We start from the raw sequence: 12,136 nt of genomic DNA, 5'->3' as shown, positions 1-12,136 counted from the left end.
GCTAACGCTTCCCGCCCGCCGCCTGCGCGCGGACCGCGTCGCCGAAGACCAGCATCGTCGGCACGCCGCGTGCCAGTGCCGCCTCCAGCGCCGGCTTCAAGGCGTCATAGCTTTCCAGCCGCTCCGCATGCCAGCCATAGGCACGGCCGATGGCGATGAAATCCGGCGTGTGCAGGTCGACGCCGAGCGGCGGGATGTTCTTGGCGACCATATAGGACTTGATCTCGCCATAACCGCCATTGTCGTGCAGCATCAGGATGACAGGTGCCTTCGCCTCCATCGCCGAGGCAAGCTCGGCCAGCGAAAACTGCAGACCGCCATCCCCGGCAAGAACCACGACCGGACGATCCGGCCGGCCGACCTTGGCGCCGATGCCCGCCGGCAGGCCGTAGCCAAGCGTCCCATAGCCGGTCGCCGAGTTGAAATAGGAGCCTGGATATGCCGCTTCGTAAGCTGTGTTGCCGGCATAGACCAGCTGGGTCGAATCCCCGGCGATCAGCACGTCCGGCAGCGTATCGCGGATCGTTTCGAGAATGATGAGATCGTCCAGCATGGCGGATGGAACATCGTGGTGCACGAGCGTTTCGACCTGCGCCGCCCGCGCAGCACCGTCCTGCACACGCGCCGACACCAGATCCAGCAAAGCGGCCGCGCATTTCGCCGCGTCTCCGACAATGCCGATCTCAGGCGCGCGCGTCCGCATCAGCTGCGCCGGGTCGATATCGACGCGGATGAAGGCGCCGGGAATGGAGAAGAACCCGTCCTCGTACATGTCGTAATCGGTCGGCCCGAGCTCCGTGCCGATGCCGAGCACCACGTCGGCCAGCTCTATCAGCGACCGGGTCGCCGGCATGCTTGCCGAAAGATTGACGGCCAGCGTATGGCCCGGTGGCAGGATTCCGCGTCCGTTTGTCGTCATCGCCACCGGCGCATCGAGCCTTTCCGCCAGCGCCCGGATCTGCGCAGCCGCGCGGATCGCGCCCCCGCCCGCAAGGATGACGGGCGTCTTCGCCCCATCGAGCAGTGCGGCCGCCGCCTTCAGCGCCTCTGCGTCTCCGGCCGGACGTGTCAGACGGACAGGCTTTTCGGGAACCGCCAGATGCTCGGCCGAGGCCAGCATCACGTTGATCGGCAGCTCGATATGCACCGGTCGCGGCCGGGCGCTGTCGAAGACGGCGAAGGCGCGCGCCAGCGCCGGCGCCAGTTCCTCCGGCCGGTTGACCGTGCAGCTGAAGGCCGAGACACCGCTCACCAGCGCCTGCTGGTTCGGTAGTTCATGCAGCCAGCCTTCGCCCGAGCCCATCCGGCCATGGGCATTGACGGTCGAGATCACCAGCATCGGAATGCTGTCGCCATAGGCTTGCCCCATCGCCGTGACGATATTGGTCATGCCCGGCCCAGTGATGATGAAGCAGACGCCCGGCTTGCCGGTCGCCCGCGCATAACCATCGGCCATGAAGCCCGCCCCCTGCTCGTGCCGTGGCGTCACATGCCGGATCGGGCTGCCGGCCAGCCCGCGATAGAGCTCGACGGTGTGGACGCCCGGAATGCCGAAGACCGTGTCGACGCCATAGGAGACGAGCAGTTTCGTCAGATACATGCCGGTGCTGATCATGTGGGTGTTCCTCGTCTCTTTTATTGTTATACGACTGTACAATTATAAGGCGTGGAAAAATCCACAGCGCTTCGTCTCAGGTCTTTCGGGAAAGCGTGAAGGTCACGGCGGTCTTCACGAGGATCACCGTAATGACGATGCCGATCAGGATCACCGAGATCGCCGCAATCGCCGGATCGATATTGTCGCGCAGCCCCATCCACATCATCCGCGGCAGGGTCACCGCATCGACGCTGGTGATGAACAGCGTCACGCCGATTTCCTCCCAGGACAGCACGAAGGACAGGAAGAAGGCGGTGAACACGCCAAACTTGATGTTGGGCAGGATGACCTTGAAGATCCGCTGGCTGACGGAGGCACCGAAACCGCGCGCGGCGAGATCGATCCGCCGGTCCACCTGCGCCAGTGCCACGGTCACCATCACCACCGCGAACGGCGCAATCATCACCGCATGGGCAATGGCGACCCCGACCCAGGTGTCGTAGGCGACGATATCGTTGACCTTGGACAGCGTCGTCAGGAAGAAATAGAGCGTGATCGCCGACACCACCGGCGGCGCCACCATCGGCAAAAGCACAAAGCCGAACAGCAGGCTGCCGAACCACGGCCGGAACATCCAGATGCCGAGGCTGAAGGCCAGCGCCAAAAGCGTCGCGATCAGGGAACTCAGGATGCCGATGCGCAGGCTGAGCCAGACGCTTTGCAGCCAGGCGGGATTGTCGAGCAAAGCCTGATAATGCCGCAGCGACCAGACATCGGTCGGCATCGACAGGAAGCGCGCCGGGGTGAACGACACCGGCACCACGGCGATCAGCGGCAGAAGCAGGAACAGTGCCACCGCGAACGCAAGGAAAACGGCAATCGGTGTGGGCTTCATCGACATCGGCTCAGCCCAGCATCTTGTTGGGCCGCACGAAGCGCAGCATCAGCACCAGCAGAAGGGCCACGAAGATCATCAGGATGACGCTGACGGCAGCCCCCAGCCCCCAGTCCGGGCTCTGGAAAATGCGTAGATAGATGAGTTCCGCGATCATGACGCTGCGACCGCCGCCGAGGATGGCAGGTGTTATGAAGAAGCCGAGCGCGAAGACGAAGACCATCAGCGCCGCGCCGAGAATGCCCGGCGTCGTCATCGGCACGAAGATCGACCAGAAGATCCGCAGCCGTGATGCGCCCATGCCGCGTGCGGCCAGAAACACCCGCTCATCCAGGCTGCGCATGGCCGAAGCGATGGGAAACACCGCGAAGGGAATGAGAAAATGCATCATGCCGAGCACGACGCCGAACTCGTTGCGCACCATGGTCAGCGGTTCGGAAATGATGCCGGCCGATTGCAGCCAGGTATTGATCAGCCCGCGATTGGACAGCAGCGCCACCCAGCCGAAGGCGCGGGTCAACACCGAAATCCAGAATGGAATGAGGATGCAGAGCTCCGTCACCAGCCGCTGAACCGGCGTGCCGCGCACCCAGACATAGGCAATCGCATAGGCAGCAGTGACCGCGCAGACCGTGACGATCAGGCAGATGCGAAAGGTGCGGATGAACACCGACTGGATCAGCGGATCGGAAACCGCCTTGCCATATTGCGAAAACCCCGGCTCCGGCAGGGTGACGCTCCACTGCATGACGCCGAGGAAGGGAATGAGATAGGCAAGTCCGAGAAACAGCACCAGCGGCCCGAGCAGCAGAGCCGGTTTCAGTTTGTCGAATGTCATGGCGGCTCTCCTTTCTGGTTCTCGCGTTTCCGTTCGTTTGCGGGATAGGGCGGCAACCTCCCTCTTCTCCCCAGCGGGGAGAAGGTGGCCCGCAGGGCCGGATGAAGGGGACGGCTTGCTCCGAAATCGTGGAGAGATCCCCCTCATCGCCTCGTTTCACTCGGCACTTCTCCCCGCTGGGGAGAAGAGGAAGAACGACTTACGCCGAAATGATCTTTGTATACTCGTCCAGCGCCGGGCCGTAGTTGGTCTCGTACCAGGCCATGTCGAGCGCGATCTGCTTGCTCATGTTGGCCGGATCGACGGGGTTGAGCTTGGCCTGTTCCGGCGGCAGCAGCGCATCGGCGGCCGGGTTTGCCGGCCCCTGGCCGAGCATCTCGAACATGATGATCTGCTTCTTCGGGTCCTGCGCCGAGGCGATGAACTTCATTGCCGCGTCCTTGCCGCCGGGATTGCCCTTGATCACGCCCATGGCGCCGGGCGAAATCAGGCCCTGGTCCCAGATGAACTTGATCGAGCCGCCGGAGTCCTTCTCGATCAGGCCGGCGCGGGTCGACCAGATCAGCGCCATCGAGGCCTCGCCGTTCAGAAGCACCGACTGGCTTTCCGCGCCGCCGCCCCAATAGGAAACCACATTGTCCTTGAAGGCGGCGATCTTCTTGTGGGCGCGCTCGAGGTCGAGCGGATAGAGCTTGGCCGGCTCGACGCCATCGGCGAGAAGCGCTGCTTCCCACATGCCCGCACCCCATTTGTAGAGCGAGCGCTTGCCGGGGAATTTCTCGACGTCGAAGAAGTCGGCCATGCCCGTCGGCACCTTGTCGCCGAATTTCGAGGCGTCGTAGGCGATGATATAGGAGAAGAAGTAGGTCGAGGCGGCAAATTCCCAGCCGAAGCCTTCGCGCATCTTCGCCTTGTCGACGACCGCATAGTCGATCGGCTCCATCATGCCCTTCTTGCCGAGCGCCTGCGCCGAGAAAGGATCGATATCGACGATATCCCAGGCCGGCTTGCCGCTTTCGAACTGCGCCGCGACAGCGCCTTCCGTCGGGCCGGAGCCGTCCTGCTTGACCGTGATGCCGGCTTCTTCCTTGAACGGTGCGCCATAAGCCTTGTCATAGGCGGGGCCTGCGTCGCCGCCCCAGTTGACGAAGACCAGTTCGCCTTCCGCTGCCCAGCCGCGCGTCGCGCCCAGCGCGATCGGGCTTGCCGACAGCATGAATGCTGCCATCTGGGTAAACCGCCGGCGCGAGATCGCGATCTGCCCGGCCTTTTCGAATGTATCGGTCATGACGTTCTCCTCTGGTTTTTTCGGCGCGCCTTTATCGGCGTCGCTCGTTTAGGCACTTACAGAAAGAAACCCTGATTGGCCGGCCAGCCGGCCCAGACCTGCCGCCCCGGCTGGAAGGCGCTCTTCACCTCACGCGTCGGCATCTGCAGGACGAGGTCGATTCCTCCCGGCGTCTTCAGCCCAAAGCGCGTTTCGGCGCCGAGATAGGTGATCTCGCCGATCTCCGCCTTCAGCATGTTGCCCTCGGCCGGCGCCTGCTCGAACATCACCATATGCTCCGGCCGGATGGCGAAATGTTCGCTCACCGGTTGGCCCGGCGCGCAGATCCGCATCGGATGGCCTTCGAACAGGCCCTCGGCCCCGTCAGCCGTCGCCTTGACGCCAGAGAGCGACAGGAAATTCACGTCGCCCAGGAATTCGGCGACAAACCGGTTGGCCGGCCGCTCGTAGACGTCCTTCGGCGTGCCGAGTTGCTGCAACTGCCCGTGATTGAAGATGCCGATGCGGGTGGACAGCGCTAAGGCCTCGGACTGGTCGTGGGTGACGAAAACGAAGGTGGTGCCCGTCTCCTGGTGCAGCCGCCGGACCTCTTCCTGCATCGAGGAGCGCAGGTTCTTGTCGAGCGCCGAAAACGGCTCGTCGAGCAGGAGGACCGAGGGTTCGAATACAAGCGCCCGCGCCAAGGCGACACGCTGCTGCTGGCCGCCCGACAGTCCCGACGGCCGTTTCTTCTCGTGCCCGCGCAAGCCGACGCGGTCGATGATGGTATCGACGCTCCGCTTGATGTCGGCGTCCGGACGTCCCTGAACCTTGAGCGGAAAGGCAATGTTCTGTTCGACGGTCATGTGCGGAAACAGCGCATAGCCCTGGAAGACCATGCCGAAGGCCCGCTTCTCGGCCGGGACCGTTGTGATATCGGCGCCATTCTTGCGCAGCAGCCCGGAGGTCGGCGTCTCGAAGCCGGCAAGGATCATCAGGAAGGTACTTTTGCCGGAGCCCGATGGCCCCAGAAGCGTCAGGAATTCACCGGAACCGATCGTCAGCGAGATATCGCGCAGGGCATGGAAATCACCATAGGCCTTGCCGATTCCTTCCGCTGTGATTTCGGCCGCCTCGTGTCCGCTCTGCATCGACGCTCCTTTTCAACGCCGAAATCGTAGGAGTGTTTTAGCAGCAGAACAAACGAAATCTTTTCCCCGCTTGGACAAATAAAATTTGCCAAGCGTCGCCCGTTCCATGGGCGAAAACTCAGGTGTCTGCGTCATTTTTAAGCATCTCGGAGCGCAGCCACGAGCTGAAGGCGACGACGGCCTGATTGTCGGCCTTGGCCTCCGACGTCACCAGATAGTAGGAGCGGCTGGAATTGATGCTGATATCGAACGGCTGCACCAGCTGGCCGCTGTTCATCGCGTGGCGGCAGGTGAAGCGGTCGCCGACGGCAACGCCTTGTCCGGAGAGGGTCGCGGCGAAAACCAGGTTCATGTCGGAGAAGATGATGCCGGTCGAGGCGTAGCTCTGGTCGACACCGGCCAGCGCCAGCCAGGTCTCCCAGTCCTCGTAGTCGGTAAGGTGCAGCAGGCACATCTTCTTGATGTCGCTGGGATCGTTCAGCCCGCCGATCTTGTTGAGCAGAACCGGGCTGCACAGCGGCGCAAACTCGACCTCGACGATCAGCTCCACCTGCATCGACGGCCAGTTTCCCGTGCCGAACGCGATGAACACATCGACATCGGGATTGCTGATATCGTCGAGCCGGCGTGGCGTAACGATCGAAATCCGCACATCCGGATAGGCATCGCGGAAATGCGAGATGTAGTTGCACAGCCAGTTGGAGGCAAAGCCCGGCGGACAGCTGACCGTGATCGAACCGCTGACGCCGCGGCTGGCATGGCGCGAGGCGGAGCCGGCAATGGCGTTCAGCGCCTGGCGGATATCGGCCGCGTAGCCCAGCCCCTGCTCGGTCAGTTCGATGCGCGTGCCGACGCGGTTGAAGATCTGGAAGCCGAGTTCCCGCTCCAGCAGGCGCAGCTGATGGCTGATGGCGCTGCGCGTCAGGTTCAGCTCGTCGGCCGCCTTCCAGACCGTGCCATGGCGCGCGAAACTTTCCAGCGCGCGCAAAGCCTGGGTGGATGGAATTCTCTGCATCGGCCCTCTCCTGATCGTCTCTCAAAGCTAGACCGGATTTTGAGCATTGGCGAACTTAATTTGTCGAAGACGGGAAAACATTTCACTTTTTCGAAAAACGGATCGGCGTTTAACTGACCACAGCAGCTCAGCCGATTTCTCCAGCGAAACGAAGCCCGCGTGCCGATATCCGCCGCCCAGACCTCCGCCCTGACCTATGTCGACACCCTCCGGGCCGACCTGTCGGACTGGACGGCGCAGATCTTTTCGTATGGCGAAACCGCCTGGCGCGAATACGAATCCGCCGCCTGGTACGTCGATCTCTTGCGCAAACAGGGCTTTTCCGTCGAGGAAGGCTCGGCCGGCATGCCGACCGCCTTCTGCGCCGAATGGAGCAACGGCCCCGGCCCAACGATCGGCATGTATGCGGAATACGACGCCGTTCCCGGCAATTGCCAGGCGGCAACAACGAAAAGAGAGCCCCGCGATGGCCTGAGCTTCGAGGCCGGCGGTCACACCGATCCGCATTCGGCGCTGGGCGTCGGTTCGCTCGGCGGCCTGCTCGCCACCAGGGCTGCGATGCAGCGGCACAATATCGGGGGCACGCTGCGCTTCACCGGCGAACCCGCCGAAAAGGTCCGCGGCTCCAAGCCCATCCACGCGGCACAAGGTTATTACGACGGCCTCGACGGCATGTTCTCCTTTCACCCGTTCTACATGCTGCCGATGTGCAACACGGTGCGCTGGGACACCCACTGTGGCGCCGCCTATTCGATGATCTACCGCTTCGTCTGCGATCAGCCGGAAGCCTGGGGCCGCAGCGACGATGCGCCGATCCCGCAGTCCCATTCGGCGGTTCGTGCCCCCGGCGCCAACGATGCGCTGATGACCATGTATATGGCCTCAAAAGCCTTGCGGGACTCGATGCTCACCCATCAGGGCGGCTGGTCGATCAGCGAGGCGATCCTGACCGCCGGACAGGCGACCGCCGACAATCTTCCCGCCGGCCTTGCCGAAATCCAGTACATGATCCGCGTGCCGACCATTGCCATGGCCGAACAGGTCACTTCGGTTCTCGACCGCAACGCGGCAGCTGCGGCGGCCATGACCGGCTGCCGGTACGGGCGTCATTGGGTGTCGAAATCCCGCCCCGGCCTTGCCAACCATGCGATGGCAAATCTCGTCTGGGACGCGCTTCAGACCGTCGGCCCGCCCCGCTGGGATAAGGCCGCGAAAACTGTCGCCCGCGAGATCCAGGCCAATCTCGGCGTGGAAGCGATGGATGAACCCTTCATCGACGAGATGGAAAAGCTGATTTCGCCACAGGACGCGGATGCCATCCTGCGCCGCGATCTTGCTCCCTCGCAGCTCAACTCCACCTCGGACGACTATACCGACATGAGCTGGCACGCCCCGACCGCCCGCTTTTATATCGCCCGTCCTGCCCTGAAGGCGCCGGCCGGCTATACCTATCCCGTCTGGGTTTCGAACGCGCTCGGCGGCATCCCCGCCACCATCGACCCGACCGTGCTCTGCGCAGCAAAGACCCTTGCCCTGTCTGCCATCCGGCTTTTGGAAGACGAAACGGTTCGCACCGCCGCCAAAACCGAATTCCTCGAGCGCACTGGCGGCGGCATCGGCGGCTCCAGATGGATACCGCCGCTTTGCGACTACCCACCGCCCATTGATTTCCGCTGGCCCGAATATGTGACCACCGCCCGTGGCCGGGACTGGTGGATTCCCAAACCCTCAACCCCGGAGGCATGATCATGCAGTTCAACGAGCCCTTTTCGCTTCAGCGTCGCAATCCCAAGGGCGGCACAGCCCCCCTCACCCGCTGGGGCTTCAAGAACGAGACCGATCCGCTGACCGACGTGCTGCTCGGCTCGCCGGCGTATCTCAGGCACCTCTCCACCAGTTCGCTGTCGCGCAAGCACTTGCGCGAGGCGCCCTGCAATATCCAGGTGGCGCAGTCGCAGCACAAGGAACTGGTGTCGGCCTACGAGCATTTCGGCGTGAAGATCCACTGGCACGAACCGACGCCGGAACTGCCGATGCAGGTCTATTCGCGCGACAGCAGTGTCATGACGCCCTATGGCGCCATCATCACCGCCATGGCCAACTGGTGGCGGCGCGGCGAAAACTATGCCGCCATCCGCACCTATGAAAAGCTCGGCATCCCCATCTACGACATGGTGACGGCCGGAACCTTCGAGGGCGGTGATTTCAACGTCATCGAGGACGGCGTCGTGCTGATCGGCTGCGGCGGCGCCCGCACGCAGGAGGAAGGCGCCCGCCAGGTCGAGGACTGGTTCAAAAAGGAAGGCTGGGAAACCCGTCTTGCCTTCATCGACGAATATTACGTCCATATCGACCTGATGGTCGTGCCGATCGCCCCGAAATTGACGGCTGTATGCCTTGCCTGCACCGAACCGGGCATCGTCGACTGGCTGAAGGCCAAGGGCCACGAGATTATCGACGTGCCCTTCCAGGACACGATGGCGCTCGGCTGCAACTTCATGTCGCTCGGCAAGGACCGCGTCATCGCGCCGACATCCTCCAAAACCCTGATCGAAAACCTCCGCGCCCGCGGCTTCGAAGTCGCCGCCATCGACATGAGCGAAATCTCCAAGACCGGCGGCGGCATCCATTGCATGGCGCAGGCGCTGGTGCGGGAAGCGGCGTAGAATACTTCAATTGCCCATCCGGCACCTTCTCCGCATCGACGGGAGAAAGTGCCGGATGGCGCTTCGTTTTCGTCGTCTTACTTGACCGTCAGCATGGTCTGCATGCCGGCCTCGTAGTGGCCCTTGAGGTTGCAGAACACCAGATAGGTTCCGGCCTTCAGATTGGTTTTCAGTTCTCCATCGGCGCCGGGTTTCAGATCGGCGACTTCGCCCATGCTCTTCAGCTTGGATTCATCGATCCGGTGCTTGGCCTTGATCAAAGGAATCTTCTGATCTGCCGATTTGAGCTTGACCACAACCATCTCGTGCTCTTCCGACATGGCGTCGTTGTGGACGGCAAAGGTAATCGGGCCGGGGCTGGCCGTCGGCGGATCCAGTTTGAGCGACATGGCGCCGCCGCCTTCGCCACTTTCGAGTACCTTGATCGTCGTGTCGGCCCAGGAGGGGAAAGCCGTGAACGTCAAAGCGGTTGCTGCGACGGTGGCCAGGATGGCGCGTGGAATTCTAACCATTTGAAAAGTCCTTCGTTGCGTGGCGACAGATGCCGCCCGCCTCTCTCGACGATACAGCTGACAACAGGCTGAACATGCCCCGTTCTCTTCCACTGAGGGTGACTTTGCTGATAGGAGCCAGGGCTGGAGCGTACTCGACAGCCTGCCGGAAAGAGACGCGAGGAGTTGGTAACCCGATGGGCATATTCAACAATCGATTGGGCCTGTCCCTGATGGTCCTGACGATATGGACCGCGATCACCATTGTCGGCGGAGCGATCAGTGCCGGTTTCAATGGTTCCACTGCCGATCCGCTCACCCATGGCGTGCATACGGCCTTCGTCGCCGCGATCGTCTTCCTCACGGGCGTTGCGTTCATCTGCCGCTGGAGCGACCTCGGGTTCAATGCGCCGGTCTCCGTGCGGTCGCTGTCCTTGCTTTGGTTGCCGCTGGTCTACATCGCGTTTTTCTGCTGCGTCATGGTGCTGTTCGGTCTCCCCGCCCCCGGGGTCATTGCCTCCATTTTTATCAACACTCTCCTGATCGGTATGTCCGAAGAACTGATGTTCCGCGGCATCCTGTTCAAGGCATTGCGGTCATGCTGCTCGATCCGGTCGACCGTTTGGATTTCCAGCCCGCTGTTCGGTGCGGTTCATCTGCTCAACGGTTTTTCGACAGGCTTTTCCGCAGCGATCCCGCAGGCGATCTTCACCTTTGGCCTTGGCATTTTGTTCATTGCCATCCGGATCAGAACAGGCTCGCTCTATCCCGTGATCGCCTTGCACGCCGCCTGGGATTTCTGCATCTTCACGCTGGATGTCGGTCCCGCCGGCCAGCTCTGGAGCGCTGCGGAACTCTACGCTCTGGCATCGGTCCTGCCGCTCTATGGCCTCTATCTTCTCCGCAAGTCCCGCGCCGAACCCTCAAGCGGAGACGTGGCATGACCGCAAGCCTGTGGAGACGGCGGCCGACGGTGCAATGGCCGGGACGAGGGCCTTTCCGCCATCCCTCCAGACCCGCTAAGGTCCGCATCGAATCAAGGAGCATCCGGCCAGCATGATCCCCCTGCACAGACGTTTCCCCTGCATCCCCGACATGGAAGCGGCCGCAGCGCGGCGCATGCCGGGGTTCGTGCATGATTACCTGATCGGCGGTCTCGGACGCGAAAGCGGCGTCCGGCGCAATGTCGCTAGCCTCGATACGATCGAGCTGATGCCACGCTATCTGTCGGAAGCTCCCTCCCCGGATATGAGCATCACCCTGTTCGGCAAGCGCTTCGAAGCGCCCTTCGGCGTCGCCCCGCTCGGCCTTGCCGGCCTGCTCTGGCCCGGCTGCGAGGTGCCGCTGGCGCAAGCGGCCAAGGCCCACAACATCCCGCATGTACTCTCGACCTTCGCCAACCGCGCCATGGAAGCCATCGGGCCGATCGCCGGCGACAATGGCTGGTTCCAGTTCTATCCGCCCAATGATCTGGTCATGGAATCCGACATGATTGCCCGTGCGGCCCGGTCCGGCTACCAGACGCTGGTGCTGACGGTCGATATCCCCGCTCCCACCCGCCGCGAGCGCGATATCCGCAACGGCATGTCCGTGCCGCCAATCCTCGATCTGAAGACGATGGTCCAGATCGCCACCCACCCGCACTGGGCAAGCCATGTGCTGCGCCACGGCATTCCCGATTTCGAGAACCTGTCGCCCTATTATCCGAAGGGTGCCTCGCTGAAGCAATCGGCCGAATTCGTCGGCCGCGTCATGACCGGTCCTATCGGCGCAGACCGCGTCCGCCGCATCCGCGATGCCTGGAAGGGCAAACTGCTGATCAAGGGCGTGCTCGATGTGACGGAAGCGCAAGCCTATCTGGCGCTCGGTGCCGACGGACTGATCGTCTCCAACCATGGCGGCCGCCAGCTCGATGCCGCCCCCACCGCCGTTTCGGTCCTGCCCGGTATCCGCCGCGCTCTTGGCCCCGATGTGCTGATCGCAGCCGATGGCGGCATCCGCTCCGGTCTGGACGTTGCCCGCATGCTGGCGCTCGGTGCCGATTTCGTCCTCATCGGCCGCCCCTTCATCTTCGCCAGCGCCGCCATCGGCGCTGCCGGCGGCGGTCACCTGATTGATATCCTCAAGGCCGAACTGTCCGGCGCCATGGCCCAGCTCGGTTGCAGGACGCTCGCCGACCTGCCGTCCTTCCTCCACGCGCCCGTTGCCGCCTGATC

General features: G+C 62.9%; 11 protein-coding genes. 4 read left to right on the top strand and 7 right to left on the bottom strand.

What is annotated here, in order from left to right:
* Position 1: 1 nt before the first annotated feature.
* The 6 genes from J2Z75_RS20255 to J2Z75_RS20230 form a co-directional block, all read right to left on the bottom strand.
* Positions 2-1,615: a 5-guanidino-2-oxopentanoate decarboxylase gene (locus J2Z75_RS20255; RefSeq protein ID WP_209854572.1), complete on the bottom strand. Its 1,614-nt coding sequence runs from the start codon at positions 1,613-1,615 to the stop codon at positions 2-4.
* 76 nt (positions 1,616-1,691) lie between these two features.
* A complete protein-coding gene (locus tag J2Z75_RS20250) occupies positions 1,692-2,492 on the bottom strand; it encodes an ABC transporter permease (protein WP_407692790.1) in 801 nt (266 codons plus the stop codon).
* A gap of 10 nt (positions 2,493-2,502) precedes the next feature.
* Entirely contained in the window at positions 2,503-3,330 is an 828-nt protein-coding gene (locus tag J2Z75_RS20245; protein ID WP_209854570.1) for an ABC transporter permease, read from the bottom strand.
* 199 nt (positions 3,331-3,529) lie between these two features.
* Positions 3,530-4,618 (bottom strand): ABC transporter substrate-binding protein, encoded by a 1,089-nt coding sequence (locus J2Z75_RS20240; RefSeq protein WP_209854569.1) that lies wholly within the window; start codon positions 4,616-4,618, stop codon positions 3,530-3,532.
* Positions 4,619-4,674: 56 nt separating this feature from the next.
* The gene (locus tag J2Z75_RS20235) at positions 4,675-5,748 is read right to left on the bottom strand and encodes an ABC transporter ATP-binding protein (RefSeq protein ID WP_209854568.1); all 1,074 of its coding nucleotides are present in this window, start codon (positions 5,746-5,748) and stop codon (positions 4,675-4,677) included.
* 118 nt (positions 5,749-5,866) lie between these two features.
* Positions 5,867-6,763 (bottom strand): LysR substrate-binding domain-containing protein, encoded by an 897-nt coding sequence (locus tag J2Z75_RS20230; protein WP_209854567.1) that lies wholly within the window; start codon positions 6,761-6,763, stop codon positions 5,867-5,869.
* Between the two features lie 159 nt (positions 6,764-6,922).
* On the opposite strand from J2Z75_RS20230, the gene J2Z75_RS20225 reads away from it, so the two are divergent.
* A complete protein-coding gene (locus J2Z75_RS20225; RefSeq protein WP_407692789.1) occupies positions 6,923-8,509 on the top strand; it encodes a zinc-binding metallopeptidase family protein in 1,587 nt (528 codons plus the stop codon).
* A 2-nt stretch (positions 8,510-8,511) separates the two neighbouring features.
* The gene (locus J2Z75_RS20220) at positions 8,512-9,429 is read left to right on the top strand and encodes a dimethylarginine dimethylaminohydrolase family protein (RefSeq protein WP_234937460.1); all 918 of its coding nucleotides are present in this window, start codon (positions 8,512-8,514) and stop codon (positions 9,427-9,429) included.
* A 77-nt stretch (positions 9,430-9,506) separates the two neighbouring features.
* Here J2Z75_RS20220 and J2Z75_RS20215 read toward each other — a convergent pair whose 3' ends face one another.
* Positions 9,507-9,941 carry a copper resistance protein gene (locus J2Z75_RS20215; protein ID WP_209854566.1) on the bottom strand — a complete coding sequence of 145 codons (435 nt, stop codon included), beginning with the start codon at positions 9,939-9,941 and terminating at the stop codon, positions 9,507-9,509.
* A gap of 176 nt (positions 9,942-10,117) precedes the next feature.
* On the opposite strand from J2Z75_RS20215, the gene J2Z75_RS20210 reads away from it, so the two are divergent.
* Both J2Z75_RS20210 and J2Z75_RS20205 read left to right on the top strand, forming a co-directional pair.
* A complete protein-coding gene (locus J2Z75_RS20210) occupies positions 10,118-10,864 on the top strand; it encodes a CPBP family intramembrane glutamic endopeptidase (RefSeq protein ID WP_209854565.1) in 747 nt (248 codons plus the stop codon).
* A gap of 112 nt (positions 10,865-10,976) precedes the next feature.
* On the top strand, positions 10,977-12,134 hold the full coding sequence (locus tag J2Z75_RS20205) for an alpha-hydroxy acid oxidase (RefSeq protein WP_209854564.1): 1,158 nt from the start codon (positions 10,977-10,979) through the stop codon (positions 12,132-12,134).
* Positions 12,135-12,136 lie beyond the last annotated feature (2 nt).

It is taken from the genome of Rhizobium herbae (genome assembly GCF_017873135.1).
Taxonomy (GTDB): Bacteria; Pseudomonadota; Alphaproteobacteria; order Rhizobiales; family Rhizobiaceae; genus Pararhizobium; species Pararhizobium herbae.
Note: the sequence above shows the minus strand (reverse complement) of the source record. Positions and strands in the feature narration are given on the sequence as shown.

Coding starts and splice junctions, on each gene's coding strand:
- J2Z75_RS20255 (WP_209854572.1), bottom strand. CDS start 1,615: ATGATCAGCACCGGCATGTATCTGACGAAACTGCTCGTCTCCTATGGC.
- J2Z75_RS20250 (WP_407692790.1), bottom strand. CDS start 2,492: ATGAAGCCCACACCGATTGCCGTTTTCCTTGCGTTCGCGGTGGCACTG.
- J2Z75_RS20245 (WP_209854570.1), bottom strand. CDS start 3,330: ATGACATTCGACAAACTGAAACCGGCTCTGCTGCTCGGGCCGCTGGTG.
- J2Z75_RS20240 (WP_209854569.1), bottom strand. CDS start 4,618: ATGACCGATACATTCGAAAAGGCCGGGCAGATCGCGATCTCGCGCCGG.
- J2Z75_RS20235 (WP_209854568.1), bottom strand. CDS start 5,748: ATGCAGAGCGGACACGAGGCGGCCGAAATCACAGCGGAAGGAATCGGC.
- J2Z75_RS20230 (WP_209854567.1), bottom strand. CDS start 6,763: ATGCAGAGAATTCCATCCACCCAGGCTTTGCGCGCGCTGGAAAGTTTC.
- J2Z75_RS20220 (WP_234937460.1), top strand. CDS start 8,512: ATGCAGTTCAACGAGCCCTTTTCGCTTCAGCGTCGCAATCCCAAGGGC.
- J2Z75_RS20215 (WP_209854566.1), bottom strand. CDS start 9,941: ATGGTTAGAATTCCACGCGCCATCCTGGCCACCGTCGCAGCAACCGCT.
- J2Z75_RS20210 (WP_209854565.1), top strand. CDS start 10,118: ATGGGCATATTCAACAATCGATTGGGCCTGTCCCTGATGGTCCTGACG.
- J2Z75_RS20205 (WP_209854564.1), top strand. CDS start 10,977: ATGATCCCCCTGCACAGACGTTTCCCCTGCATCCCCGACATGGAAGCG.